Below are 25882 nucleotides of genomic sequence, written 5' to 3' on the forward strand. Positions count from 1 at the left end.
CCAGCGGGTAGCGGCGACAGCGCCCTGGGGCATCATGCTTTATTGTTACGGATACCCTATGAGAAGCGCAGAGATTAGACAGGCCTTTTTATCCTTTTTCGAAGAGCAAGGGCATACCATTGTGCCCACAAGCTCACTGGTGCCAGGTAACGACCCGACATTGCTGTTTACCAACGCGGGCATGGTGCCGTTCAAAGATGTGTTTCTTGGTCGTGACCCACGCCCTTATGTGCGTGCCACCTCATCTCAGCGCTGCGTGCGTGCCGGTGGCAAGCATAACGACCTGGATAACGTTGGCTATACCGCACGCCACCATACGTTTTTTGAGATGCTGGGTAACTTCAGCTTTGGTGATTACTTCAAGCGGGACGCTATCCGCTTTGCGTGGACGTTTTTAACCGAAACGCTGGGTCTGCCTAAAGAGAAGCTGTGGGTCACCGTGCATATTAGCGATGATGAGGCCGAGCGCATCTGGAAAGATGAAATCGGCATCGACCCGGAGCGCTTCTCCAGGCTGGATGAAGATAACTTCTGGCAAATGGGCGATACCGGCCCCTGCGGCCCCAGCTCAGAAGTTTTCTTTGATCACGGCCCTGACGTATGGGGTGGTCCTCCCGGTAGCGCTGACGAAGATGGCGACCGCTACATTGAGATCTGGAATCTGGTCTTTATGCAGTTCGATCGCGATGCCCAGGGCACGCTGAACCCGCTGCCCAAGCCCTCTATTGATACCGGTATGGGGCTTGAGCGGGTAGCGGCCGTTATGCAGGGCGTGCACTCCAACTACGAGATCGACCTGTTCCAGAATTTGCTCCAGGCGGCCGCCAAGGCGACCGGGCATGCCGATATGGCAACGCCTTCGCTACGCGTTATTGCGGACCATATTCGTTCGTGTGCATTTTTAATCGCCGACGGCGTGCTGCCTTCAAATGAAGGCCGTGGTTATGTGCTGCGGCGCATTATCCGCCGAGCGGTTCGCCATGGTCACAAGCTGGGCGCCACCAAGCCGTTCTTCTATACGCTGGTGGATGCACTGGATGCCGAGATGGGCGATGCCTATCCCGAACTGCGTGAGGCGAGCGCCCAAATTGCCCGTATTTTGCTGAAAGAAGAGGAGCAGTTTGCGCGCACGCTGGACCACGGCATGGGCTTATTGAATACCGCGCTTGAGGAGCTTGATGGCAACGTGCTGTCGGGTGAAACCGTGTTCAAACTGTATGACACGTACGGTTTCCCGTTTGACCTTACGGCGGATGTTTGCCGTGAGCGCGGTGTGACGTTGGATGAAGTTGGTTTCCAGCGCGAGCTTGACGCTCAGCGCGAGCGTGCCCGTGCGGCCAGCCAGTTTGGCGCCGACTACAGCGCCTCTATTGAGCTGGATGGCGAAACCCAGTTTACGGGGTATGACCAGCTTGAAGATCAGTCCACGGTAACTGCTATTGTGGATAGCGAAGGCAACGCCCTTGTTGCGCTGGAAGTAGGCCAGAAAGGCACTGTCGTATTAGACCGTACCGCGTTTTATGGTGAATCGGGCGGCCAGGTGGGCGATACCGGCTACTTATACGTAGAGGGCGGCCGCTTCGAAGTTACCGATACACAAAAGCAGAACGGTCATCATCTGCACCAAGGCGTGATGATAGAAGGCACGTTGAACGTGGGGGCCAGCGTTCGTGGCGAGGTTGATGCCAGCTTGCGCTCTGCGACCATTCGCAACCACTCGGCCACTCACTTGCTGCACAAAGCCTTGCGCATGGTGTTGGGCGATCACGTGCAGCAGAAAGGCTCACTGGTAAATGCAGAACGTCTGCGCTTCGATTTCAGCCACTTCGAGCCTCTGAGTGCTGATCAGTTGGCAGAGGTGGAGCGTCTGGTTAACGAGCAGATTCTTGCTAATGCGCCGACGTACGTTGAGCAGATGAGCCTGGAGCAAGCCAAGGCCAAAGGGGCTGCGGCGTTGTTTGAAGCCAAGTATGCGGAAAATGTTCGCGTATTGACGATCGGTGCTGACGGCTTTTCGATTGAACTGTGTGGCGGTACTCACGTTGCACGAAGTGGTGATATCGGCTGCTGCCATATCGTCAGTGAAGTAGGTATTGCCTCTGGCGTGCGGCGCATTGAAGCCATTACCGGCGAGAATGCGTTGGCGTACTTCCGCGAGCAGGAAGCGCGCGTGCAGCGGTTGGGTGATCGCTTGAAAACCAAGCCCGAGCAGGTGGAAGCCCGCGTCGAGTCATTGGTCGAACGTAATCGCAGCCTGGAAAAAGAGCTTGAGCAGTTGAAGGCTAAGCTTGCAAGCGCTGCGGGTAGCGACATGCTGAGCCAGGCGCAGGAGATCGGCGGCGTTAAGCTGCTGGCGACTCAGTTGGAGGGAGTATCCGGTAAGGATCTGCGTGGCGTGCTCGACCAACTTAAAAACAAGATTGGCTCTGGCGTTATTATCCTGGGCGTTGCCGATGAGGCGGCGGGCAAGGTCAGCCTGATTGCAGGCGTGACTCAAGACCTGACCGAGCGCGTTAAAGCCGGTGAGCTGGTTAACCATGTCGCCTCGCAAGTTGGCGGTAAAGGCGGTGGTCGTGCTGACATGGCGCAGGCGGGTGGCAGTCAGCCAGAAGCGCTGGCTGGCGCGTTAAGTAGCGTCCCCGCATGGCTGGAAAACATACTTAGCTAATCACAAAGGCCGGTGGCAATTAACTGCAACCGGCCTTTTGCTAACTTAATATAATTACTTTCATCCCCCATTCCCGGACGAATAGGAAAAAACGGCATATGGCACTATACGTACAGAAGTTCGGTGGCACCTCGGTAGGTTCTGTTGACCGTATCAAAGCCGTGGCGGAAAAGGTCAAGGGCTTTCGTGACCAGGGCCACCAGGTCGTGGTCGTGGTCTCCGCCATGAGCGGAGAGACCAACCGGTTGACCGATATGGCCAATGCGCTTAATGATGACCCTGCCCCGCGTGAAATGGATATGCTGCTCTCGACCGGTGAGCAGGTAACGATTTCATTACTCGCCATGGCGCTCCAGCAGGTTGGCGTTGCGGCCACTTCGCACACCGGTGCCCAGGTCGGTATTCATACTGACAATGCTTACACCAAAGCGCGTATTCAGCGCATTGAAACCGAAGACCTTAAGGCTGACCTCGACGCAGGCAAGGTCGTGGTTGTGGCTGGTTTTCAGGGCGTTGATGAAGACGGCAATATCACTACGCTAGGACGTGGTGGCTCGGACACTACCGGGGTAGCGCTTGCTGCGGCACTCGGCGCCGATGAGTGCCAGATCTATACTGACGTTGATGGGGTTTACACCACTGACCCCCGCGTATGCACCAAGGCACAGCGCCTGGAGTGCATTACGGTGGAAGAAATGCTGGAGCTTGCAAGCCTGGGCTCCAAAGTACTGCAAATTCGTGCGGTAGAGTTTGCGGGCAAGTACAACGTTCCCCTACGGGTACTGTCGAGCTTTGAAGATGGCCCCGGTACCCTAATTATTGCAGATGCTGACCAAGACGAGGACTCCATGGAAGAACCGCTGATTTCCGGTATCGCGTTTACCAAAAATGAAGCCAAGCTGACACTGCTGCACACGCCCGATGTACCAGGTGTTGCGTCGCGCATTCTTGGCCCTATCGCTGATGCCAACATTGAAGTCGATATGATCGTGCAGAACGTAGCACCGGCGGGTGACTACACCGACTTTACCTTCACCGTGGCGAAGGGCGACTACAAGACCACCAAGAAGCTGCTTGAAGAAACGGTTATTCCTGACCTGGGCGGTGGTGAGCTGCGTGGCGATGACAATATCGCCAAGGTATCCCTGGTCGGTGTTGGCATGCGCTCTCACGCCGGTGTTGCCTCGAAGATGTTCCGTGTTTTGGCTGATGAAAACGTCAATATCCGTATGGTTTCCACCTCTGAAATTAAAATCTCAGTGGTGATTGATGAAAAGCATATGGAACTTGCCGTTAACGCGTTACACAAGGCATTTGGCCTGGATAAGTCAGATATAGAATCTGAATAACATTTCTGCCTTAAACCTTCTACGCTGAAGAGGTACTCGCTACTTGCTGGTGGTGAGCTTTCTTTCAACGGGAGGTTTAGTTGTCATGGAGTCAGAGGCATTGGTTAGCGCGCCGCTATGCCGCATAATGGCTTAGTGGCGCCTCTGGTGGACACAACCCGTTGTATAAAACGTCTGAGAAGGAGATCAGCCATGCTCATCCTAACCCGCCGAGTTGGCGAAACATTGATGATAGGTGATGAAATCACCGTCACAGTGTTAGGTGTGAAAGGTAATCAAGTGCGTATCGGCGTCAATGCGCCGAAAGACGTGGCTGTACACCGTGAAGAGATCTATCAGCGCATCCAGCGCGAGCGTAGCAGTGAAGAAAGCGAAGCAGAATAAATGGTCGCTTTTATCGCGCCCAATACAGGGCGTATCAACGGTAAGATGAAGCTGGCGCGAAAAAAATCGGCATAGGACTAGACAGCAGTCGCTGAAATCGGTAACATTCGCGCCGTGCTGTTGAGGAGAGGTGGCCGAGTGGCTGAAGGCGCTCCCCTGCTAAGGGAGTATAGGGTTTATAGCCCTATCGAGGGTTCGAATCCCTCTCTCTCCGCCAGCCGCACATTAGAAGATGCGCCCGTAGCTCAGCTGGATAGAGTACCTGACTACGAATCAGGGGGTCGGAGGTTCGAATCCTCCCGGGCGCGCCATCTTCTAACCTGATGTAAGGCGGAAGCCTATAAGTATTTCATTACAAGTATTTAAGCATAAGCTCTTCATCATGTTTAGTAATGAGTATTTACATCACTAAAGCGCCCGTAGCTCAGCTGGATAGAGTACCTGACTACGAATCAGGGGGTCGGAGGTTCGAATCCTCCCGGGCGCGCCAGATTCTAAACCCGTTCTCTTTTATGAGAGCGGGTTTTCTGCTTTCTAGCCTGACCAAGGCGGCTCGCGCTTTGGTTTTGGATCGTTTTAAGCGCCCCGCATTGCGAGGGCGCTTTTTTTTGGTCAATGCTCTTGCTTAGTGGCAGCTGACAGCCGCCTCAGGGTGCGCTGTGTCGATGACCAGGCTTTTAAGCAGGGTATCAAGGTCTGTTAGGCGTTTAACGCGCTGAAAGTGCTGGTTGGCTTCTTCATTGCCCTGGCGCATCTGTGCGAGCCACTGCTTTACCAGCGAGACCACAACTCGGTCGGGTAGATGCTGCCGCTGAAGGTGCGCGTACTCCTTGATCACGCTGGCACGCATTGGCCATGTGGTTTCAGGCAGTCGTTCGCCGGTTCGCTGCCAGTGCCGGATACGTGGCGCAAGCCAGGGGTCTGCTAGCGCGCTACGGCCTAACATCACATCTCTGCAGCCTGACAGGGTGCGCGCTTTCCAGTACGCCTCCAGCGTCCATATATCGCCATTGGCAACCACGGGTATCGATACCTGCTGGCGCACTCGGCCGATCCACTCCCAGTGGGCCGGAGGGCGATAGCCTTCATCACGTGTGCGGCCGTGAACAACCAGACGAGCGGCACCGCCTGCCTGGGTCGCCTGGGCGCAGGCGACGGCTAAGCGCCGGTCTGAAAAGCCCAGGCGGATTTTAGCGGTGACCGGAATTTGACCCTCAAGTGCTTCGGAGACGGCCTTCACTGCCTGGTAGACGCGTTCAGGGCGGCGTAGTAACGAGGCGCCTCCATCATGCCGATTAACCAGCTTGGCCGGGCAGCCGAAATTCAAGTCCACGCTGACAGCGCCTAGCGCTAACGCCTGGCGAGCATTTTCAGCCAGCGCCTTAGGGTCAGAGCCAAGCAGTTGCAAATGCACGGGAATGCCGCTGGCGGTCGCAACAGGGCGGTTGGTAAGCTCAGGGCAGTGCTTGTAAAACACTCGGGGCGGGAGACGCGTGTCGACCACGCGGACAAATTCGGTAACGGTCCAATCAAAGCCTGCCTCACGCGTTAATAAGTCGCGGGTGAGGGCGTCGATAACGCCCTCCATCGGGGCGAGGCCAATTTTTCCGTTTTGTAGTAAATTAACAACCATGACTTCCACTATGGCGCGATTGCGTTTTATGCTGGGTGTGGCAGGTTAGTGTATTACTTTGACGGCGCCAAGGGACTTTTAGAACCCTTTAAGCGTTAATTTATGCTCTACAACAAGAGAGACATTATGCAGAATGCAGAACTACTCCAGGAGGGGCTCGCAATTATGGGGCTTGGGATGGGCTTTGTTTTTGTTTTTCTTACTATTTTAGTCATTAGCGTTACGTTGATGTCAAAACTGTTGGGACGTTTTCAGCCGACGCCTGTGCCGACGTTGGCAGGTACAAAGCCTTCGTCTGCTCCCGCGTTGAGTGGCGAGGACGAGGAAGTGACTGCAGTTATCAGTGCTGCGGTGCATCGTTACCGCTCATTAAAGCGTCACTAATCGGTAATTTTTTAGTCAGCCTATCCCCTTATTTGCCTTTATTTTGTTAGTTTTACTACATATCAATAATTTTAACGTGTGAGCTACTGCTATGAATGAGACAAAACGCCCGCTGGGAATTACCGATGTGGTACTGCGTGATGCCCATCAATCACTGTTTGCGACCCGCTTGCGTCTGGACGACATGCTGCCCATCGCTGAAAAGCTGGATCGTGTTGGCTACTGGTCGCTAGAGACCTGGGGTGGCGCCACCTTTGATGCATGCATTCGTTATTTAGGCGAAGACCCATGGGAGCGCATCCGGGCATTAAAAGAGGCGATGCCCAATACGCCTCAAGCCATGCTGCTGCGTGGTCAAAACCTGTTGGGCTATCGCCACTATGCGGATGACGTAGTCGATAAGTTTGTCGAACGGGCCAAAACCAATGGCGTTGATGTATTCCGTGTGTTTGATGCCATGAATGACCCGCGCAACCTGGAGCGCGCGATTACAGCGGTTCGTCAGGTGGGTGGGCATGCGCAGGGCACTATTTCCTACACGGTAAGCCCGGTACATACCCTGGATAGCTGGGTCGATCTAGCGACCAATATTGCCGAAATGGGCGCAGACTCGCTGGCTATCAAGGATATGGCGGGGCTGTTAACGCCTTATACCGCATTTGAGCTGGTAACGCGGCTGAAGAAAAATCTGTCTATTCCTGTTCACCTGCATTGCCATGCCACGACAGGACTTTCCACTTCCACCATTCTTAAGGCAGTCGAGGCCGGTATCGATAACGTCGATACTGCGATTTCGTCCATGTCGATGACGTATGGACATAGCCCCACAGAGTCCGTTGTTGCGATGCTCAAGGATACCGACCGTGATACCGGGCTGGACCTTGAGCTGTTGGAAGACATCGCGGGCTATTTCCGTGAAGTACGTAAAAAGTACGCTGCTTTTGAAGGTTCGTTACGCGGCATCGATTCGCGCATTCTGGTAGCCCAGGTGCCAGGCGGCATGCTGACCAATATGGAAAGTCAGCTGAAAGAGCAGGGTGCGGGCGACAAGCTGGACGATGTGCTTGGCGAAATTCCTCGCGTGCGTGAAGACCTGGGATTTATTCCGCTGGTGACGCCCACGTCGCAAATCGTCGGTACCCAAGCGGTAATGAACGTGATGATGGGCGAGCGTTACAAGTCCATTTCCAAAGAGGTGCAGGCGCTGCTGAAAGGCGAATACGGCGCGGCACCCGCCCCCTTTAACACCGAGCTTCAAGCCCGCGTGCTGGAAGGCGGTCAGCCGATTACCTGTCGCCCGGCGGATAACCTTGCACCTGAAATGCAAAAGCTGGCGGCAGAGCTTAAAGAGAAAGCCGGAGTCGAGCAGGTACGCCTGGCAGAAGGCGAGTGTGAAATAGATGATGTCCTCACCTACGCCCTGTTCCCGCAAATCGGTCTGAAGTTTCTTAAAAATCGTGATAACGCGGATGCTTTCGAACCTGCGCCCCAGGCGGCTGGTAGCGAGCCTGCCAAGCCTCCGGTGGTTACTCAAGGCAGTGCGCCAGAGGCGGCACGTGGCCCTGAAACCTATACCGTAAAACTCAATGGCAAAGCGTTTGTAGTGGAAGTTTCTGAAGGCGGCGATATTGGCCAGGTGCAAGAGCAGTCGGCTGCGCCTGCGGCGAGCCCCGCCCCGGCGGCCAGCCGTGGTGAAGCCATAGAAGCACCGCTTGCTGGCAATATCTTCAAGGTGAATGTGCGCCCTGGCGACCAGGTAGCGGATGGGGAAGTGGTCATCATTCTTGAAGCTATGAAAATGGAAACCGAAATTCGCGCCAGCAGTGCCGGCACGGTATCGAAAGTCAATGTTAGTGAAGGCGACAGCGTAGCTGTTGGCGACGTACTGATTGAGCTTTAAGGGCCTCGGGAATGGATAAGCTAGTCACGTTATGGGAGGGCTCGGGGCTTTATAACCTTGAGCTTGGCCAAGTGGTCATGATCGGGGTCGGGCTGCTGCTGCTCTATTTGGCGATCCATAAGAAATTTGAGCCGCTGCTGTTGGTGCCGATTGGTTTTGGGGGGATTCTTGCCAATATTCCCGAAGCTGGCCTTGCGATTTCAGCGCTGGACCAGGCCATTGAGGTTGGCAAGCCTGCCGTGCTTCAGCAGGTTGGTGCCGCGCTGGGCGTAATGCTGGATCCTTTGGCAGGTATTGATGCGTGGCGTGAAACGCTCAAAGTAGTTGCCCATGGTGAGGTAGCGCCAGAGCAGCTGCGTGCCGCTAAGGATATTGCGACAAGCGTCGGTTACAGCAATGGCATGCTGTATAACTTCTATTCAGTGGCCATTGCATCGGGTATCGCGCCGCTGTTGATCTTTATGGGCGTGGGTGCCATGACTGACTTTGGCCCGCTGCTTGCCAACCCTCGTACGCTGTTTCTAGGTGCTGCGGCCCAGTTTGGTATTTTCGCCACGCTGTTTGGTGCTGTTGTGCTGACCTCCATGGGCATCATGGACTTCTCGCTGAACCAGGCGGCAGCGATCGGGATTATCGGCGGCGCCGATGGGCCAACGTCTATCTATGTGTCCAGCGTGCTTGCGCCAGAGCTATTGGGTGCTATCGCGGTGGCGGCCTACGCGTACATGGCGCTGGTGCCGTTAATCCAGCCACCTATTATGCGGCTGCTAACCACTAAAAAAGAGCGTCAGATAAAAATGACGCAGCTGCGCCCCGTCTCCAGGCTGGAAAAAGTGATTTTTCCTCTCATGCTGTTGATCCTGGTCGCGCTGTTTCTACCCGACGCAGCACCGCTTCTGGGGATGTTTTGCTTTGGTAATTTGATGCGCGAATGCGGCGTGGTAGAGCGGCTTTCGGATACCGCCCAGAACGCGCTGATCAACATCGTGACGATCGTTCTAGGGCTTTCTGTTGGCTCAAAGCTGATGGCGGAAAGCTTCTTGACGGTGGAAACCCTCGGGATTCTAGGGCTGGGTATTGTGGCCTTCGGAATTGGTACCGCCGCCGGCGTGTTAATGGCCAAGCTGATGAACCTAATGAGCCGTATGCCGATTAATCCGCTGATAGGTGCTGCCGGGGTATCCGCTGTGCCTATGGCGGCGCGTGTAGCTAATAAGGTCGGTCTGGAATCCAATCCGCATAACTTCTTGTTGATGCATGCGATGGGTCCAAACGTGGCAGGGGTAATTGGTTCTGCCGTGGCTGCCGGGGTAATGATTAAATATTTGGGATAAATAGACAGGATTGACGGGGAAGCAGAAGTGCCCCATGCACGGCTTACGGTTTACTCCGTAAGCCGTTTTTGGTTCAGGGGGCGGGGGCGTTTACTGGGGTAACGTCCAGCGTGCACTTTAGGCGATTTTCCAAGGGGGAAAGGTCGAACGTATGGTCGCGGGGCCAGCCAATGGTGAGCTGAACACCTTCGCCATCGTAGTTGACGTGTTCAATGGGGATGGCCTTTTCGTCGCACCAGGCGCGGGCGATAGCCTCGCTGGCAAAGGTAAGGCGTAGCGTGTAGGCGTCTCGCTCAATCACTTCACGCGTCGGTAAGGTTTCCAACGCATGGCTGATGGCTTGAGCGTAAGCCCGTGCCAGCCCGCCGGTGCCTAGCTTGGTGCCGCCGAAGTAGCGCGTCACGACACCGCCGATTTCACCCATTTGGCTGCCTTGAAGTACCTGGTACATTGGCCGACCGGCCGTGCCGCCAGGCTCGCCATCATCGGAAAAACCAATCAGTGTTTGCTACCCGGGCGGCCCAGCAATATAAGCCGTACAGTGATGGCTGGCATTGGGGTGAGCAGCTCTTTCCGCTTCAAGAAGTGCACTAAAAGCGGCCACATCTGGCGCATGGCATAGCCACGCCAGAAACTGGCTTTTTTCGACCTCTATCTCGGCGGTATGCCACTGCGAGGCAGCTAAATCAGGAACTTGATAACGCAATCAGTGCTCCATAAGGCCATAAGAATTGGCAGCAAGGTCGTTGGCACTATCCTGCGCCACACCCATTACCATTCCTAACACTTGAATATCGCGATTGTGCAAAAAGAGATCCGGCGCTTGGGTGTCGGCAGGCCATAAATGTACGCCAAAGCGACTGATCGAGAGCTGCTTCAACGCAACAGGCTGCTGATTGATGTGAGCGACGGCGGTTTCTTCGTGGGTATCGCATTGAAAACGCCGAATAATAATGACATCTCCATCAAACAAGTTGCAATCACGCATTCGGTTACCACGTATTTTTAGGGCGTAGGTATTGTGGCGCGTTCTGCGTGGTGCTGTTTTAAAGGCGCGTGCCGATTGAATGCCTTTAGGTGCGCAGGACGCGCTGCTCAATACGGTAGAACCGGCGTGAGTTGGTGCTGACATCGATATATTCATAGGAAATTCTCCAATGCAGCGCCCTTTCCCTAGGCGTTTAGTAGTGGCAAGCCAGCAGGTTGTTGGCATGTCTTTTCATACAGTGTTTTAGTATACAGCTGTTTTTGCATACAGTGGTAGTGCTGTTTTTATCCAGTGCCTTTGGCTATTCAAAATGCTGGTCCCGTCGGCACGCTTGGTGCATTCTCACGGCCGCTGCGATTGGCTGGAGATAACGTGGCTTTCCGTGTAGAGTTTTGGCTAACTATCAACCTGTTGGGAGACACCTTTGAGCCTGTGCCTGCAAGCACGACAACTAGCCTGTGAGCGTGATGGGCGCTGGCTATTTGAAGGGCTCGATCTCACGATTCGCAGCGGTGACATCGTTCGAATTGAAGGCCCCAATGGCAGCGGCAAGACCACGCTGTTAAAGCTGCTGGCAGGTCAACTGAGTGATTACCAAGGCGAGCTTTTCTGGAACGGCGCGCCACTTCGCAAGGTGCGTGAACATTATCTGGCCAACCTGCTGTATCTGGGGCATTCGCCAGGCATCAAGGCTGGGCTTTCACCGCTTGAAAACCTGGCCTGGTACCAGGCGCTAAGCGGCGAGCGGGGGAATGAATCGCAGCGCCTGAGCGCTTTGGAGCAAGTAGGGCTTGGCGGTTTTGAGGACGTATTGGCCGGCCAGCTTTCGGCGGGTCAGCAGCGCCGTGTGGCGTTGGCCCGGTTAACGCTGACGCGCCGTCCACTCTGGGTGCTTGACGAGCCGTTTTCCGCCATTGACCACCAAGGCGTAGCCGCGCTTGAAGCGCAGCTTTCAGCTCATGCTCAAGCCGGGGGGAGCATTCTGGTAACCACTCACCATGGGCTGAATGCTTCGCCCGCCGCTCGCTGTATTCAACTGGGGTAGACAATGACGCAGGGGCAGAAGGCGACCACTACACTACTTGAAACGCCGGTGCCGGGCGGGCTGTGGATCGCCTTTACCGCTACCCTGAAGCGTGATGTAACACTGATGTTCAGACGCCGCGGCGAGCTGTTCAATCCGCTGGTCTTCTTCGCGCTGGTGATAACGCTGTTCCCAATCGGCATTTCACCCGACCGCGCCGTACTTGCGCTGATCGCGCCAGGTCTTTTGTGGGTAGCGGCACTTCTGGCGGCGCTTTTGTCGCTGGATAGCCTGTTTCGCACCGATTATGACGACGGCAGCCTTGAGCAGATGCTGCTCGCGCCTCAGCCGCTAGCCGCGCTTAGCCTGGCCAAGGTGCTGGCCCACTGGTTGTTGACCGGGCTGCCGCTGGCACTGGTCGCGCCGCTTCTGGGTGTGATGCTGGCCCTGCCTCCGGGCAGCTACGCGGTGCTTGCGCTTTCGCTTTTACTGGGCAGTGCCAGTTTGAGCCTGCTTGGCGCGATTGGTGCGGCGTTGACCGTCGGTATCGCGCGAGGCGGTGTACTGCTGTCGCTGCTTATACTGCCGCTGTATATACCGGTGCTTATTTTTGGGGTCGGGGCGGTGCAGGCTGCTGTCATCGGTGAAGGTGTCGCGGCGCACCTGGCCATGCTCGGGGCCCTGCTGGCCGCGTCGCTACTGTTGGCTCCCTGGGCGATTGCCGCCTCGCTACGCATCAGTATCAACGGTTGAGGACAGAACACGCCATGTGGACCTTTATTCATAAATGGGGCTCTCCCAAATCGTTTTATGCAATGAGTGCAAAGGTGCAGCCCTGGTGCTGGGCAGTCTCCCTGGTACTCATTGCGACCGGTACGGTATGGGGGTTAGCCTTTGCACCCACCGAGGTGAATCAGGGGCAGGGCGATAGCTTCAGGATCATTTATGTCCACGTGCCCGCCGCCTTTCTTGCCCAGTCGGTGTTTGTTTCGATGGCGGCGGCGAGCCTTGTCTTCATGGTATGGAAGATCAAGGTGGCGGATATGGCCGCGACAGTTATGGCGCCGTTTGGGGCGGTGATGACGTTTGTGGCGCTTTTTTCCGGGGCGGTGTGGGGTGTCCCCACCTGGGGCACTTGGTGGATGTGGGATGCCCGACTGACCTCCATGCTGATTCTGTTGTTCCTGTTTCTGGGTGTGATCGCCCTGCGCAGTGCTTTTGCCCGTCGTGAGGGGGGATCAAAAGCGGCTTCGGTACTGGCCATGGTTGGGGTCATCAATATTCCGATTATCAAGTACTCGGTGGACTGGTGGTTTACGCTCCACCAGTCGGCGACCTTTACGTTGACGTCGCGGCCCCTCATGCCCACGGAAATGTGGCTGCCGTTACTGATCATGGTGCTGGGCTTCTACTGTTTTTTTATCGCTCTTACACTGATGCGTACGCGGAGTGAAATCCTGCGTCGGGAAATTGATAAGCGCTGGGTCAGGGATTTGATCAGGGAGGCGCGGTAATGGCATTTACATCGTTTGGCGCGTTCTTGGCCATGGGCGGACACGGACCTTACGTGTGGGCGGCCTGGGGCGTCACGGCACTTTTGATGGTTGCCTGCATCATTCATGCTCGTTTTGAGCGCCGCCAACTGGCCAGTGCTGTAAAACGCCGTGCCCGGCGTGGTGACCGTCATCCACCCCATCAAACGAGACATGCTGATGACACCTAAACGTCGCCAGAAGCTGGTGATCATTCTCGGCGCGCTGGCGCTAGCCGCCGTGGCGGTAGGCCTCACGCTCTACGCCCTGCGCGCTAATATCAACCTGTTCTACAGTCCGGTGCAGATTGCCCAGGGTGATGCGCCCATCGAGCGGACAATCCGTGCAGGCGGTATGGTAAAGGAGGGCACGGTTATCCGTGACCCGCAAAGCCTGAACGTCGAGTTCCTGGTAACCGACTACGTGGACGAGCTTGCGGTGGCCTATAACGGCATCCTGCCGGATCTGTTTCGCGAAGGGCAGGGCGTGGTGGTGGTAGGCAAACTGTCTACAGATGGGCGGTTTATCGCTGACAAGGTGCTTGCTCGCCACGATGAAAACTACATGCCGCCCGAAGTGTCGCAAGCGTTAGAAGAGGCAGGCTACTCGCCTGCTGATTATCAGGGCCAACCGGTTGAAGCAGCCAAGCGTGAATAGGTTGAGCCAATGTCCTATACCCTAGAGTCCGTGTCATGCTGGAGTGCCGATGTTGGTAAAACTGATCCCTGAGCTTGGGCACTTCGCGTTAATTATTGCCCTGCTAATGGCGGTATTGCAGGGCGTAATGCCATTAGCCGGAGCTGCCACGCGCAGGCCGCTTTGGATGGCATATGGTCATCCCATGGCCACGGGGCAGTTTCTGTTCATCGCGGTGGCTTATGTGTGCCTAACCGCCAGCTATGCGGTGGATGACTTCAGCGTGGCGAACGTCGCCAACAACTCCAACTCGCTGTTGCCCTGGTACTACAAGCTCAGTGCGGTGTGGGGCAACCATGAAGGGTCGGTGCTGTTGTGGAGCCTGATGCTGGCGGGCTGGGGGTATGCTGCTTCGCGCTTCTCAGGCGGCCTGCCTCGCGACATGGTAGCGCGGGTACAGGGTGTGATGGGCTTGATTAGCGTGGGATTTTTACTGTTTATCCTGCTGACGTCCAATCCCTTCGAGCGGCTTTTGCCCAACGTGCCTCACGATGGCGCGGACCTTAATCCGCTGCTTCAGGATATTGGCTTGATTGTTCACCCGCCGATGCTCTACATGGGCTATGTCGGGTTTTCCGTCGTGTTTGCCTTCGCCATTGCCGCGCTGCTGGGGGGGCGGTTGGATGCGGCCTGGACGCGCTGGGCGCGCCCCTGGACCAATATTGCCTGGGCCTTTTTGACGGTGGGTATTGCATTGGGCAGCTGGTGGGCCTACTACGAACTTGGCTGGGGAGGCTGGTGGTTCTGGGACCCGGTGGAAAACGCCTCGCTGCTGCCCTGGCTAACCGGCACTGCGCTGATCCATTCGCTGGCTGTCACCGAAAAGCGCGGCTCGTTTAAAAGCTGGACCGTACTGCTGGCCATTTTTACCTTTTCGCTATCGCTGCTGGGTACCTTTCTGGTGCGTTCTGGTGTGCTTACCTCGGTGCACGCGTTTGCCAATGACCCCTCACGCGGCTTGTTTATTCTGGTGCTACTGACGATCACCGTGACGCTTTCTCTACTGATATTTGCGCTGCGCGCGCCCCGCGTGAGCCATCATGCGAGCTTCAACTGGCTATCACGAGATTCGCTGCTGCTTATCAACAATATTCTATTGGTCATCATGACCGTGACTATTTTGCTGGGCACGCTCTACCCGCTGATTTTAGACTCGCTCAAGCTGGGTAAAATCAGCGTGGGCCCACCGTACTTTAATGCGCTTTTTGTACCGCTGACGGTTGTGATGTGTCTCTTTATGGGGCTTGGTCCGGTCGCTCGCTGGAAGAACATGTCGGCCAGTGAGCTGTGCCGTAAGCTGTGGCTTGCTGGCGTCGCTGCGCTGGTGCTGGGTATGGTGTTGCCGCTGATATACACCGGTGAATGGAACCTGTGGGCCTCATTGGGTATTGTGGCTGCGCTGTGGATCGTGCTGCCGATTGGGAAGGACATGTGGGATAAAACCCGCCACGGCGCCAGCCGCCTGGCGGGTTTGCGCAAGCTTTCCCTGGCGTATTGGGGCATGGTGCTCGGGCATGTGGGAATTGCAGTGACGATTATTGGTGTGGCCGTGGTGTCCAACTATGCCACTGAGCGCACGGTGCGTATGGCGCCGGGCACCGAGCTTGACGTCGCGGGCTATCAGTTCACGTTGACGGAGCTTAAAAGCCGCCGAGGCGCCAACTTTATGGCCGATACGGCCGTCATTCAGGTGCGCAATATCGAATCAGGGCATGGTTTTATTATGCGCCCTGAGAAGCGCTTTTATCTGGCAACGGGTATGCCCATGTCCCAAGTCGCGCTACGCCCCGGCTTGTTTCGGGATCTTTACGTTGCCATGGGTGAAGATTTGGAGGATGGCAGTTGGGCCATGCGTATTCAATATAAGCCTTTTGTACGCTGGCTTTGGTTGGGCGGTTTGTTGATGGCGTTAGGCGGCATACTGGCAATAGTGGATAAGCGCTATCGCCGAACCAGAACGGCCGACCGTGCCGACGTGGCCCGCTCGCCCAAAACGCAGGAAGCCGCGCTATGAGCCGTCGACTATGGCTGTTACTGCTACCGCTGGGTTTTCTTCTGGTGGCGCTGTTTTTATATCAGCGTTTGCAGCATGACCCGTCAGCCCGGAACTCGGCGCTGATGGCACGTGAGTTTCCGACATTTGAGGCCACCACGTTGCGTGATGAAGGCCGCCTGGTCGATCAAACGCTGCTCCAGGGAGAGGTCTCACTGGTTAATGTGTGGGGCGAATGGTGCCCGGCCTGCAAGCAGGAAATGCCCCAGCTTTTGGCATTGGCCGACCAGGGGGTTCGTATGGTCGGGGTGAACTATCGCGATACCCGCGAGAAGGGAATGCACTTTTTAAACGAGTTTGGCGACCCGTTTGAAGTGAATATCTTTGACCCTGATGGCAGCCTGGGCTTTGATCTCGGCGTTTATGGCGCGCCGGAAACGTTTCTGGTTGATGCCGAAGGGATAATTCGCTATCACCATAAAGGCGATATCTCGCCTCAGGATATGGCCGAGCGTATTTTGCCGGAGGTCGCCAAATGGCGTTAATACGTACCCTGGCCGTGCTCTTCCTGCTGCTGTTGTCGGCAAGCGTTGTGGCGGAGGGAATCGAACTGCGTGAGTTTGACGACCCGGTGCTGGCGCAGCGTTATCACGCATTAACCGCGTCCATGCGCTGCCCACTGTGTGAAAACCAGGCCATCAATGATTCGAACTCGCCTATCTCCGCCGATATGCGGGAACGGGTGTATCAAATGCTGCAGGATGGGCGCTCCGATAGCGAAGTGATCAATCACATGGTAGAGCGCTTTGGCGACTATGTTCTCTATAATCCGCGCCTGGAGAGCCGTACCTATCTTCTGTGGGGGCTGCCCATCGGGTTAGGCGTCGGGGGTGTTTTGATCGTGCTGCTGATTGTACGCGCACGGCGCCATGCGTCTGCCAAGGCGCTAAGTGCTGAAGAGCGCGCTCGGCTGGGTGCGCTGATTCAGCGCAGGAGATCCTCATGACGCTTTTATGGGTCGCCATGGCGATTATCATGTTGCCAGCGATTGTCTTGCTACTTTCCCCGCTGCGTAAGGCGCATGCGCTTTATGATCAGCAACGTGCATATGAAGCCAACGACACTTCGGCCGAGCAGAACGTGGCCATTTTTCAGCGTCGGCTTACCTCGTTAGAGACGGCTCATGCGCGTGGCGATGTTAGTACCGCGCAGTTTGAAGAAGGAACGCTGGAACTTGAGCGTAGCCTTCTGGAAGATACTGCCACGCTGGCCGTACGACCGCTACAATCGCCCCTTGCCGGGCGTTTAGCTGTGCCATTGATTGCCTTGAGTGTGGTGGCCATCAGTCTTTTTTGGTACCTGGAAGAGGGGGCCGAGGGTGATCTTGCCCTGTATGGCGTTCAGCAGGAATTACTCAACGACCCCGGCGCTACTCCAGACACGTATATTCGTCGTATGGAAGAGCAGGCCGCGCTTCAGCCGGGCAATGCCAACGTGTGGGCCTCGCTGTTTCCGCTGTATCGCGATACCGGCCAGGAAGATAACGCCATCGATGCGCTGGAACGGCTCATCGCGCTGGAAGGCCGGCTCCCTGCACTGCTCGCCCAGCTTGCGCAAATTCGCTTCTTTATGGCAGGGCGTGAGCTGACCCCGGATGTGCAGCGTTTGGTGAATGAAACGCTGGCTCAGGACCCACGCCAACCAACGGTGCTCGGTCTGTTAGGCATTCACGCGTTTGATAACGGCGATTACGAGGGCGCAATGGACCGCTGGCGCCGCGCGCTGGCAACGGTCAACGATCCGAACACGGCCGACTCGCTACGCGAAGGTATCCGCGCGGCCCAGGAACGCCTGGCCGATACATCCGAAACAGCGGCGGCTGATGAGCTCTGAGCCAATCACCGCTGCCGAAGTCGTTATGAATCATGTATTTTGAATACGTCTCATGTTTATAAATAATTTTTTGTAGGATTGGCATGCGCTTAACCTCTATCCGCCTTGTTGGATTCAAGTCGTTTGTCGATCCGGTCACGGTGCCCTTCGACGGTAATATGACCGCGATTGTCGGCCCCAATGGCTGTGGCAAGTCCAATATTATCGACGCCGTGCGCTGGGTGATGGGCGAGTCTTCCGCTAAAACCCTGCGTGGCGAGTCCATGGCCGACGTTATCTTTAATGGCTCGACCGGGCGCAAACCGGTGGGCCAGGCGTCTATTGAGCTCAAGTTCGACAATCGCGATGGCACCATGGGTGGCGTGTATGCCCAATACGCGGAGATCGTGGTCAAACGGTTAGTGACTCGTGACGGCCAGTCCAACTACTTCTTCAATGGCCAAAAGTGCCGTCGACGGGATATCGCCGACCTGTTTATGGGCACCGGGCTTGGCCCGCGCTCCTACGCGATTATCGGCCAGGGCATGATCTCGCGATTGATTGAAGCTCGCCCCGATGACTTGCGCTCAACGCTTGAAGAAGCCGCGGGCATTTCCAAATACAAGGAGCGCCGCCGCGAAACCGAAAATCGTATGCGGCGCACCCAGGAAAACCTTGAGCGTTTGGACGATATTCGCGAGGAGCTGGATAAACAGCTTGAGCGCTTAAAGCGCCAGGCCGAGGCGGCCAAACGCTATCAGGAGTTAAAGCAGCAGGAGTACCGGCTTAAAGGCGAGCTGGCACTGCTACGCGGGCGCACCTTGCGGGCAGAGCAGTCGCAGCAGGAGAGCCGGGTTCGTGAGCTGGAAATCTCAGTTGAAAAAGATGTGTTTGGCGTACGCCAGTGCGAAACCCGCCTGGAGCAAGCTCGTGAGCAGCACGATGAGCTGGCCGAGGTACTGGAGCGCCACCAGCAGCAGTTTTTTGAAACCACCACGCGCATTGCACGGCTGGAGCAGGATCAGGCTCACCGGCGTAGCCGTGAGTCCCAGCTAGCCAACGATATTGCCACTGCACGGCGCGAGCTGGATGAGCAACGCCTGGTGAGCGAAGGCGACCGAGAGCGCCTTGCGGCCATCGACGAACGCTTTGAGGATCTGGCGCCCGAACACGAAGTGCTGGAAGAGCAGCTGGACGCCCTGGAACAGGCCTTGGCCGATGCTACCCCCGCCATGGAAGCCGCCGAGCAGCAGTGGTCGGACGCCGAAAATCGCTGGCGCGATGCCAGCCGCGAAGCCGACCGCAGCCAGGACCAGCTACGCGATTTAGAGCAGCGTATTCAACGCTTACAGGCAGAGAGCCAGCGGCGGCGCCAGCAGCGCGGCGATTTGGCGGACTTGAGCGCGCTACGCGAAGAGCACGCTCAGTTCCAGGCACAGTTGGAAGAAGCTGAAGAGCGTTCCGAAGCCTTCACCCAAACGCGTGAACAGTGGCAGCAGCAGTACAGCGATGCCAAACAGCGTTATCAACAGGCAACGCTTACCCGTGATGATAAACGCGCTGAATTGAGCCAGCGCCAGGGTGAGCTGGCCTCGCTGCAAACCTTGATGGATGCCGCGCTGGCCGACCATGACCCGGACATGGAAGCAACCCTGGCAACCCACGGGCTAAGTAATGCCCCTCGCCTGGGGGAAACCCTCAGCGTGACACCCGGTTGGGAGACGGTCATTTCCTGGCTGTTGGCGCCCTGGTTGAATGCTCGCCTGGTCGCAAGCCACCAGCTTGCCGCACTGCCGCAGGCGCTGGCTACCGACTGGTGTTTGATTGATGAGCAAGCGCCCGCCGCTTCAACCCAGGGCCAGCGGCTGGATTCACTGGTAAGCGGCGCTGGTGCGATAGGTGCATGGTTAGCAAGTATTCACTACGTTGAGTCCGGCGCCGAGGCTGAGCAGCTTGCGCCCGGCCTTGCAGCGGGAGAAAGCGTTGTTAGCCGTGACGGCGTTTGGCGGGGGCGCGGCTGGCTGCATCAGCAGGCCAATGGCGAAGGCGTTGATGCCTTACTGGTAACGCGGCGCCGTTTCAAGGAGCTGGACGCCCTGCGCGAGCAGGATGAAGAAGCGCTGGCGCTGGCTGAAGAACAGTGCGAAACGACCAGTGAGACTATTGAAGCCCTGGAGCTTTCCCGTGAACAGCAGGCTGAGCAGGAGCGTGGCCATGCTGCAAGCGTTCAGCAGTTGGCCATTAAAGAGCGTAGCGCTGCCCAAAAGCTGGAGCATTTGGAGAGCCGGGCCACCGAGCTTGATGCGGAGCTTGGGCAACTGCAAGAGGATGAGGCAGCGTTAACGCTTACCCTGGAGGAGCAGCGTGCCCGCTGGCACGTGGCGATGGAAACGCTGGAAACCACTGCACAAGCACGCGAAGAGGCCAGCGAGCAGCGTGGCCGCCAGCGCGAACAGCGCGACCAGCTGACTCAGCAACACGGCCCGTTAAAAGCACAGCAGCAGACGTTGGCATTAGAGCGTGAACGGTTAACCGCTGAGCGGAGTAGTTTGCGCGCCCAGCAGACGCGCTCCAGCGAAAGCGAAGAGCGCTTGACGCTACGCATAGCAGAGCTAGAAGAGTCACGGGAAACGCTACTTGAGCCGGACGAGTTGGCCGGTGAAGAGCTTGAAGAGCTACTACATCAGCGTGAGCAGCAGGAGCGCCGCCTTAACGAAACGCGCCAGCAGGCCCAGTCGCTGACAGAACAGCTGCGCAATGATGAGCTGGCCCGCCAGCAGCACGAACGCAATCTTGAACAGAGCCGCGAGCAGCTTCAGCAGCGGCGTATGGATGTTCAGGCGCTGGCGCTAAAAGCGGCCACGCAAGATGAGCAACTGGCCGAACTGGGGCATGACGCCGATGCCCTGGCCGAGAACCTGCCAAGCGATGCCAGTGAGCAGGTTTGGCAGGAGCGTTTGGAAAGCACTGGCGAGAAGATACGCCGCCTGGGCGCCATTAATCTGGCAGCGATTGAGGAGTACGACCAGCAGGCCGAGCGACGCAACTATTTGGAAGCCCAGCACGCCGAACTGACCGAAGCGCTGGAAACCCTGGAGCGAGCGATCAAGCGTATCGACCAGGAAACGCGGGTACGTTTCAAGGAAACGTTTGATCAAGTGAATAGCGGTTTGCAGGAGCTCTTTCCCCGCGTGTTTGGCGGTGGGGCGGCCTGGCTAACGCTTACCGGTGATGATCTTCTGGAAACCGGGGTGGCGATCATGGCGCGTCCGCCGGGTAAGAAGAACAGCACGATTCATCTGCTCTCCGGTGGGGAAAAAGCACTGACTGCGCTTTCGTTGGTGTTCTCGATCTTCCAGCTCAACCCTGCGCCGTTCTGTATGCTCGATGAAGTTGACGCGCCGCTGGATGATGCCAACGTGGGTCGATATGCCAAGCTCGTAAAAGAGATGTCGGAAAACGTTCAGTTCATCTATATCACCCACAACAAGATTGCCATGGAAGCCGCCGAGCGCCTGATGGGGGTGACCATGCAGGAACCCGGCGTGTCGCGCCTGGTATCGGTGGGGATTGATGAAGCCGCCGCGTTGGTGGATTAGGCGAATTAAGGCAGAATTTTCTTAGCCTTCGCCTAGCTCACGCATCACTGCATACAGCCTGGATTTGGCTTCAAAGCCTACGCCTGGAAGATCGGGCAGGCCGACGTAGCCATTTTCAACCTGAATGCCGTCAGCGAAGCCACCAAACGGCTGGAAGACATCCGGATAGGATTCGTTGCCGCCCAGGTGCAAGCCTGCGGCGATATTCAGTGACATTTGGTGGCCGCCGTGGGGTACGACGCGGCGCGATGACCAGCCAAGCTCATCCATCACGTTCAGCGTGCGCATGTACTCCACCAGCCCATAAGAGAGGGCGCAGTCGAACTGCACGAAATCGCGATCGGCACGCATGCCGCCATGGCGTAGCAGGTTACGGGCGTCCTGGTGCGAGAACAGGTTTTCGCCGGTCGCCATGGGTAATTCATAGTGGTTGACAAGCTCCGCCTGAAGCGCGTAATCCAGCGGGTCACCGGCTTCTTCGTACCAGAAGAGGTTATAAGGCTTCAGCGCTTCGGCGTAAGCGATTGCCGTTTTCAGGTCAAAGCGCCCATTGGCATCTACCGCCAGGCGGCTGCCATCGCCAACGACTTCAAGCACGGCTTCGATACGCCGAATATCTTCTTCAAGCGGGGCGCCGCCAATCTTCATTTTTACCACGTTGTAGCCACGCGCCAGGTAGCTACGCATTTCGTCCTGCAGCCTGGTGTGGTCTTTACCAGGGTAATAGTAGCCACCAGCCGCATATACCCAGACCTTATCGTCGGCCTGGCCGTTTCGATAACGCTCGGCAAGCAACTGGTAGAGCGGTTTGCCCTCAATTTTGGCGACTGCATCCCAAATTGCCATGTCGATCGTGCCTACCGCGACCGAGCGCTCACCGTGCCCGCCGGGCTTTTCGTTTTTCATCAGGGTGTTCCAGATAGCAAACGGGTCCAGGTTGTCGCGGGCGTGATCAATGAGCGTGTCGGGGTTGGCCTCGGTGATTCTATCCAGAAAGCGGTCCCGCATGAGCGCTCCCTGGCCATAGCGCCCGTTGGAGTTAAAACCGTAGCCAATCACGGGTTTACCGTCGCGTATCACATCAGTGATGACGGCCACGACCGAACAGGTCATTTTGGAAAAATCGATATAAGCGTTGGCAATCGGGGAGGCAATCGAAACGGTTTTCTCGCGAATATCCACAATACGCATGGCAAGCTCCTTGGTGGTTAAGTGCTTAACCCTATGCGTGACAAGGGGGGCTGCCCAATGCTATTACTAGGTGCTCCCATGCTGAAACGGCATTGCCCCATGGAACTCGTCTGGTTAGAAGACTTTACCGCCCTTGCCGAGCACGGCAGTTTTGTACGTGCTGCAAACTCCCGACATATTACCCAGCCCGCGTTCAGCCGACGGATCCGCGCGTTTGAACAGTGGATGGGCGTTAGCCTGTTTATTCGCACCCCACAGGGCACCACGCTCACCGACGCCGGTAAACACATACAGGCCAGTGCGTTTGACGCAATTGGCCGACTGTACCGCTTGCGGGCTGAAGCACAGCAAATTGCCGGGGAAGCGACCCGAACGTTGCAGTTTGCAGCGACGCACTCGCTGTCATTTACGTTCTTCCCCCGTTGGATAAGAGCCCTGGAGCAGGGAGCGCCCATGGAGGCCGTGCGCCTTCACTCGGATACAATGTCCACGTGTGAGCAGTTGTTGTTACAAGGTGACTGCCAGTTCTTGTTAAGCCATCGGCATTGCGCTGTTCCCTCACGGTTATCGCCTGACCAGTTTGAGAGTATAAAGGTGGGCGAGGATTCGCTGATTCCACTGGTGGGAAAAGAATTAAGCAGTTCTCAGTGCCTGGAAGTGTTGCCTTACCTGGGATATACCGATGCTTCGGGATTAGGCCGTGTTGTTAACCACTGGCTTAATGAAAATGCCACTTCTCTTATAAGTGCACCTCGCTTTACCAGCCACTTGGCTGCGGTGTTGATGTCCATGGTGTTGGAAAATAAAGGCCTGGCATGGATACCTAAAAGCCTTTCAGAACAAGAGATTAGCGATGGAAGGTTGGTGCGTGCATTAGATGATTCGTGGGACATCCCGTTAGAAATACACCTGACCCGACCACGTGTATTAGCCAGCCACTTTGCGAACGCATTCTGGCAAAAGCTGTCCAACGGTTAAGCAAATAACTGCTACAACTGTTAACAAATTGAGTAGAAATAATAAAAAAATGTGTAAAAACGCTCAACTTATCTATATTGATCATTATAAAATTGTGGTTAATGCTATGGTAGGTTTACCTTGAACTAGTGTGGCTGAGCTGGATTAAAGCCTTTTGCTGTTTTTATATACAGTAGTGGCAGGTTGGTTGTTAAGCTCGCTTCGCTTTAAGGATTAAGTAAACATTAAGTAAGATAGATTCAGTACATATACACTAGGATTAAAGAGCAGATTCACGACCTGAATAATAGCAACTGAGTCTGATCACGATGAACGTCAATATTGCTTAGAAAACGTCAGGAACTGTACTTAGGAACTGTGCTTAGGAACCGTGCCATAACGTAGAAATCGCTAAAAAATGGCTCTATTTATAGTAACCGCGCTATGCTAGTGGTATTTATTTACCACCTGAAAGGTTTTCACTCAGGTATGGCGCTTTAGTAACCGGTTAAATGACCCATGGAATGTTCGACATGGAACTAAGAGAATGGTTAATCATTTTAGGACTGGCGTTGGTGTCGCTCATCGTAGTCGACGGTGTGCGACGACTCCAACGCCAGCGGCGCGTCCCTCGTCTGGACCAGGCGGTTAAGGACCTTCCCGAGGCGAAGCTAACCGAGCTGGATGATGAGGCTAAAGAAGCCGAAATTAGCTGGGAGCTTCCGAACGGTGGCGCACGTGTCGTTAAACCTGCGGACTATAGTGGGGTCGGCGCGAAACCCAAGTTGGAACGTCAAGACCATCCAGGGCCTTCCAGAGTGCTATCCGAATTTAGGCGCTCCTTTGCCAATGCGGTCCCTAAGCGTAAAGCGACTACTCCGCCAGTGGATACAGCAGCATCTGCACAGCCTCAGCGCCAGGCCGCTGCGCCTAAAGCACACCCGGCTGACATTGATCGTCGAGAGCCAAGCATCTTCCCGAATAGCGACGCTCCAGCGGACGTGAGCCAGGTTGAACCCCAGCCAACGGCACAAGCCAATCCTGTTAACACTCAGTCGGTAGACAAAACAGCGTCAGAAGCGCATGCGCCTATTGCCGAGCAAGTGCCAACCCAAAGCAAGCCACACACTGGAGAGCCGTCTATCTCCCTATCTACTGCCAACGAAGAGTCCGTTGCTGCGAAAGAAGAGTCAGTCGCGGTGAATGAATCCGTCGCGGTGAATAAGGAGAGCCCCGCTGAGCCGGTCCTCGCTGTTGAAACAGACGCCGATCCTGTGTTGCGTGCAGAGCCAGAAGATGCCGCTTCGGCCAGGGCGCCCAAGCGTCGTCAACTGCGTGAAGATACGGCCGGCGAGTATGACGAGCTGGATGATGATGCCGTTGATGAGTATCGGCTGGTTGATTTTGAGGGTATGGGCCGCTCGCTTAAACGTCGCCTGATACAGCGTCGCCAAGAAAAAGCCCGTAAGAAAGCTGAAAAGGCCAAGCGTGCTGAAGCCGCCGCCAAGCTGAAAGCAGAGCGCAAAGCGCTTGAAGCCGAGCAGCGCCGTGAAGCAAAAGAAGCTGCCGAGGCAGAAAAAGCCCGCATTGCCCAGGAGCAGGCCGAAGCTTGCGAAGCCGCCGAAATTGCTGCGGAAGCGCAACGGGCCGCTGCACGCCATGACGAGTCTGAACCTGCTTATGCGCATGAAACATCAGCGGATCAGTACGATGACTATGAAGCCTACGATGAAGCGCCGGTGCGTGGCTCGCGTGATAATGTCGTACGTGCTCACCCAACGCTTGAAAAAGCGTTGCGTCATGATGTGCCGGGTGAACATGCCAAAGAAACATTGACCAACGCCGATGAGGTGGTGGTTATCAGCGTGCTCTCCCGGGACCCGGAAGGCTTCGATGGCAGCAAGTTGCTGGATCTCATTATGGCGTGCGGCCTACGCTACAGCCGTGCCATGGGTGTGTTCCACCGCTTTGAAACAGAAAGTGACGACAGCGAACTTCAGTTCTCAATGATTAACGTGGTTAAACCCGGCACATTCCCTATTGAAGAGATGGGTGAGTTTGTAACGCCAGGGATCACCTTCCTGATGCCCTTGCCGGGAGCGGTCGACAGCTCTGCAGCCTTTGAAGCCATGGTGGAAACCGCTATGGTCGTGGTTCGCCATATGAGTGGCGAGCTGAAGGATGAAAATCGCAGCGTCATGACGGCTCAAACCATTGAGTTTGCCCGCCAGCGGGTGCATGATTTTGAACGCCGCCACCGCTTGCATCGCCACATGCAAGCCCACTAAGTAGCGCTTGCTGTTAAACACCCGCCTTCTTGCAGAAGGCGGGTGTTTTTGTTCCAGGATGTGTCTTTTTTGTGATTGATTTTAGCCCGT

21 protein-coding genes, 3 tRNA genes and 1 pseudogene are annotated in these 25882 nt (G+C 56.1%); 21 read left to right on the forward strand and 4 right to left on the reverse strand.

The features are described 5' to 3' along the window. Positions 1-58: 58 nt before the first annotated feature. The 6 genes from alaS to INT20_RS04450 all read left to right on the forward strand — a co-directional run bounded on the left by alaS (position 59) and on the right by INT20_RS04450 (position 4891). Entirely contained in the window at positions 59-2668 is a 2610-nt protein-coding gene (alaS, locus tag INT20_RS04425) for an alanine--tRNA ligase (RefSeq protein WP_193056491.1), read from the forward strand. A 98-nt stretch (positions 2669-2766) separates the two neighbouring features. Next, positions 2767-4017: an aspartate kinase gene (locus INT20_RS04430; RefSeq protein ID WP_087107953.1), complete on the forward strand. Its 1251-nt coding sequence runs from the start codon at positions 2767-2769 to the stop codon at positions 4015-4017. 192 nt (positions 4018-4209) lie between these two features. Next, the gene (gene csrA, locus INT20_RS04435; protein ID WP_087107955.1) at positions 4210-4401 is read left to right on the forward strand and encodes a carbon storage regulator CsrA; all 192 of its coding nucleotides are present in this window, start codon (positions 4210-4212) and stop codon (positions 4399-4401) included. A gap of 124 nt (positions 4402-4525) precedes the next feature. Then, a tRNA-Ser gene (locus tag INT20_RS04440) sits at positions 4526-4618 on the forward strand. A 17-nt stretch (positions 4619-4635) separates the two neighbouring features. Next, positions 4636-4712: transfer RNA gene (locus INT20_RS04445), tRNA-Arg, on the forward strand. A 102-nt stretch (positions 4713-4814) separates the two neighbouring features. Then, positions 4815-4891 (forward strand) — tRNA-Arg (locus tag INT20_RS04450). Between the two features lie 135 nt (positions 4892-5026). On the opposite strand, the gene INT20_RS04455 is transcribed toward INT20_RS04450, so the two are convergent. Then, complete coding sequence (locus tag INT20_RS04455; RefSeq protein ID WP_225733675.1) at positions 5027-6034, reverse strand: tRNA dihydrouridine synthase; 1008 nt, start codon at positions 6032-6034, stop codon at positions 5027-5029. A 126-nt stretch (positions 6035-6160) separates the two neighbouring features. On the opposite strand from INT20_RS04455, the gene INT20_RS04460 reads away from it, so the two are divergent. The 3 genes from INT20_RS04460 (at position 6161) to INT20_RS04470 (ending at position 9652) form a co-directional block, all read left to right on the forward strand. Then, positions 6161-6418 carry an OadG family protein gene (locus tag INT20_RS04460; protein ID WP_193056492.1) on the forward strand — a complete coding sequence of 86 codons (258 nt, stop codon included), beginning with the start codon at positions 6161-6163 and terminating at the stop codon, positions 6416-6418. 91 nt (positions 6419-6509) lie between these two features. Continuing rightward, positions 6510-8318 carry a sodium-extruding oxaloacetate decarboxylase subunit alpha gene (gene oadA, locus INT20_RS04465; RefSeq protein ID WP_193056493.1) on the forward strand — a complete coding sequence of 603 codons (1809 nt, stop codon included), beginning with the start codon at positions 6510-6512 and terminating at the stop codon, positions 8316-8318. Positions 8319-8329: 11 nt separating this feature from the next. Continuing rightward, positions 8330-9652 carry a sodium ion-translocating decarboxylase subunit beta gene (locus INT20_RS04470; RefSeq protein WP_193056494.1) on the forward strand — a complete coding sequence of 441 codons (1323 nt, stop codon included), beginning with the start codon at positions 8330-8332 and terminating at the stop codon, positions 9650-9652. 73 nt (positions 9653-9725) lie between these two features. Here the strand turns inward: INT20_RS04470 and INT20_RS04475 are convergent. Further along, positions 9726-10358, reverse strand: a pseudogene (locus INT20_RS04475) (IMPACT family protein). Next, the gene (locus INT20_RS04480) at positions 10359-10796 is read right to left on the reverse strand and encodes a LexA family protein (RefSeq protein WP_172118680.1); all 438 of its coding nucleotides are present in this window, start codon (positions 10794-10796) and stop codon (positions 10359-10361) included. A gap of 268 nt (positions 10797-11064) precedes the next feature. On the opposite strand from INT20_RS04480, the gene ccmA reads away from it, so the two are divergent. The 10 genes from ccmA (at position 11065) to smc (ending at position 21356) form a co-directional block, all read left to right on the forward strand. Then, positions 11065-11685 (forward strand): cytochrome c biogenesis heme-transporting ATPase CcmA, encoded by a 621-nt coding sequence (gene ccmA / locus INT20_RS04485; protein ID WP_172118681.1) that lies wholly within the window; start codon positions 11065-11067, stop codon positions 11683-11685. Between the two features lie 3 nt (positions 11686-11688). After that, the gene (gene ccmB / locus INT20_RS04490) at positions 11689-12417 is read left to right on the forward strand and encodes a heme exporter protein CcmB (RefSeq protein WP_193056495.1); all 729 of its coding nucleotides are present in this window, start codon (positions 11689-11691) and stop codon (positions 12415-12417) included. 14 nt (positions 12418-12431) lie between these two features. Further along, a complete protein-coding gene (locus INT20_RS04495; RefSeq protein WP_193056496.1) occupies positions 12432-13178 on the forward strand; it encodes a heme ABC transporter permease in 747 nt (248 codons plus the stop codon). Continuing rightward, complete coding sequence (gene ccmD / locus INT20_RS04500) at positions 13178-13387, forward strand: heme exporter protein CcmD (RefSeq protein ID WP_193055343.1); 210 nt, start codon at positions 13178-13180, stop codon at positions 13385-13387. Before INT20_RS04495 ends, ccmD begins: the two co-directional genes overlap by 1 nt. After that, entirely contained in the window at positions 13377-13853 is a 477-nt protein-coding gene (ccmE, locus tag INT20_RS04505; RefSeq protein WP_193056497.1) for a cytochrome c maturation protein CcmE, read from the forward strand. Before ccmD ends, ccmE begins: the two co-directional genes overlap by 11 nt. A 49-nt stretch (positions 13854-13902) precedes the next feature. Beyond that, positions 13903-15906, forward strand: a complete 2004-nt coding sequence (locus INT20_RS04510; RefSeq protein WP_193056498.1) for a heme lyase CcmF/NrfE family subunit — start codon at positions 13903-13905, stop codon at positions 15904-15906. Then, positions 15903-16430, forward strand: coding sequence for a DsbE family thiol:disulfide interchange protein (locus tag INT20_RS04515; RefSeq protein ID WP_193056499.1), 528 nt, complete (start codon positions 15903-15905; stop codon positions 16428-16430). The genes INT20_RS04510 and INT20_RS04515 overlap by 4 nt, the downstream gene beginning before the upstream one ends. After that, entirely contained in the window at positions 16421-16891 is a 471-nt protein-coding gene (locus INT20_RS04520; protein WP_193056500.1) for a cytochrome c-type biogenesis protein, read from the forward strand. The genes INT20_RS04515 and INT20_RS04520 overlap by 10 nt, the downstream gene beginning before the upstream one ends. Further along, the gene (gene ccmI / locus INT20_RS04525) at positions 16888-17778 is read left to right on the forward strand and encodes a c-type cytochrome biogenesis protein CcmI (RefSeq protein WP_193056501.1); all 891 of its coding nucleotides are present in this window, start codon (positions 16888-16890) and stop codon (positions 17776-17778) included. The genes INT20_RS04520 and ccmI overlap by 4 nt, the downstream gene beginning before the upstream one ends. Positions 17779-17861: 83 nt before the next feature. After that, positions 17862-21356, forward strand: coding sequence for a chromosome segregation protein SMC (gene smc / locus INT20_RS04530; protein WP_193056502.1), 3495 nt, complete (start codon positions 17862-17864; stop codon positions 21354-21356). A 21-nt stretch (positions 21357-21377) separates the two neighbouring features. Here smc and INT20_RS04535 read toward each other — a convergent pair whose 3' ends face one another. Continuing rightward, positions 21378-22547: a mandelate racemase/muconate lactonizing enzyme family protein gene (locus INT20_RS04535; RefSeq protein WP_193056503.1), complete on the reverse strand. Its 1170-nt coding sequence runs from the start codon at positions 22545-22547 to the stop codon at positions 21378-21380. A gap of 78 nt (positions 22548-22625) precedes the next feature. Here INT20_RS04535 and INT20_RS04540 point away from each other — a divergent pair, with 78 nt between their 5' ends. Together INT20_RS04540 and zipA are read left to right on the forward strand one after the other, a co-directional pair. Beyond that, positions 22626-23525 carry a LysR family transcriptional regulator gene (locus INT20_RS04540; RefSeq protein WP_226912036.1) on the forward strand — a complete coding sequence of 300 codons (900 nt, stop codon included), beginning with the start codon at positions 22626-22628 and terminating at the stop codon, positions 23523-23525. A gap of 512 nt (positions 23526-24037) precedes the next feature. Further along, positions 24038-25792: a cell division protein ZipA gene (zipA, locus tag INT20_RS04545; protein ID WP_193056504.1), complete on the forward strand. Its 1755-nt coding sequence runs from the start codon at positions 24038-24040 to the stop codon at positions 25790-25792. Positions 25793-25882 lie beyond the last annotated feature (90 nt).

The organism is Halomonas citrativorans (genome assembly GCF_014898005.1).
Taxonomy (GTDB): Bacteria; Pseudomonadota; Gammaproteobacteria; order Pseudomonadales; family Halomonadaceae; genus Vreelandella; species Vreelandella citrativorans.

What these genes read in the sequence shown, in the direction of transcription:
- smc (WP_193056502.1), top strand. Translation starts at nt 17,862, where the DNA reads ATGCGCTTAACCTCTATCCGCCTTGTTGGATTCAAGTCGTTTGTCGAT.
- csrA (WP_087107955.1), top strand. Translation starts at nt 4,210, where the DNA reads ATGCTCATCCTAACCCGCCGAGTTGGCGAAACATTGATGATAGGTGAT.
- ccmD (WP_193055343.1), top strand. Translation starts at nt 13,178, where the DNA reads ATGGCATTTACATCGTTTGGCGCGTTCTTGGCCATGGGCGGACACGGA.
- INT20_RS04510 (WP_193056498.1), top strand. Translation starts at nt 13,903, where the DNA reads ATGTTGGTAAAACTGATCCCTGAGCTTGGGCACTTCGCGTTAATTATT.
- ccmE (WP_193056497.1), top strand. Translation starts at nt 13,377, where the DNA reads ATGACACCTAAACGTCGCCAGAAGCTGGTGATCATTCTCGGCGCGCTG.
- ccmB (WP_193056495.1), top strand. Translation starts at nt 11,689, where the DNA reads ATGACGCAGGGGCAGAAGGCGACCACTACACTACTTGAAACGCCGGTG.
- ccmI (WP_193056501.1), top strand. Translation starts at nt 16,888, where the DNA reads ATGACGCTTTTATGGGTCGCCATGGCGATTATCATGTTGCCAGCGATT.
- alaS (WP_193056491.1), top strand. Translation starts at nt 59, where the DNA reads ATGAGAAGCGCAGAGATTAGACAGGCCTTTTTATCCTTTTTCGAAGAG.
- INT20_RS04540 (WP_226912036.1), top strand. Translation starts at nt 22,626, where the DNA reads ATGCTGAAACGGCATTGCCCCATGGAACTCGTCTGGTTAGAAGACTTT.
- INT20_RS04470 (WP_193056494.1), top strand. Translation starts at nt 8,330, where the DNA reads ATGGATAAGCTAGTCACGTTATGGGAGGGCTCGGGGCTTTATAACCTT.
- zipA (WP_193056504.1), top strand. Translation starts at nt 24,038, where the DNA reads ATGGAACTAAGAGAATGGTTAATCATTTTAGGACTGGCGTTGGTGTCG.
- INT20_RS04495 (WP_193056496.1), top strand. Translation starts at nt 12,432, where the DNA reads ATGTGGACCTTTATTCATAAATGGGGCTCTCCCAAATCGTTTTATGCA.
- INT20_RS04515 (WP_193056499.1), top strand. Translation starts at nt 15,903, where the DNA reads ATGAGCCGTCGACTATGGCTGTTACTGCTACCGCTGGGTTTTCTTCTG.
- INT20_RS04430 (WP_087107953.1), top strand. Translation starts at nt 2,767, where the DNA reads ATGGCACTATACGTACAGAAGTTCGGTGGCACCTCGGTAGGTTCTGTT.
- INT20_RS04480 (WP_172118680.1), bottom strand. Translation starts at nt 10,796, where the DNA reads ATGAATATATCGATGTCAGCACCAACTCACGCCGGTTCTACCGTATTG.
- INT20_RS04520 (WP_193056500.1), top strand. Translation starts at nt 16,421, where the DNA reads ATGGCGTTAATACGTACCCTGGCCGTGCTCTTCCTGCTGCTGTTGTCG.
- INT20_RS04460 (WP_193056492.1), top strand. Translation starts at nt 6,161, where the DNA reads ATGCAGAATGCAGAACTACTCCAGGAGGGGCTCGCAATTATGGGGCTT.
- INT20_RS04455 (WP_225733675.1), bottom strand. Translation starts at nt 6,034, where the DNA reads ATGGTTGTTAATTTACTACAAAACGGAAAAATTGGCCTCGCCCCGATG.
- oadA (WP_193056493.1), top strand. Translation starts at nt 6,510, where the DNA reads ATGAATGAGACAAAACGCCCGCTGGGAATTACCGATGTGGTACTGCGT.
- INT20_RS04535 (WP_193056503.1), bottom strand. Translation starts at nt 22,547, where the DNA reads ATGCGTATTGTGGATATTCGCGAGAAAACCGTTTCGATTGCCTCCCCG.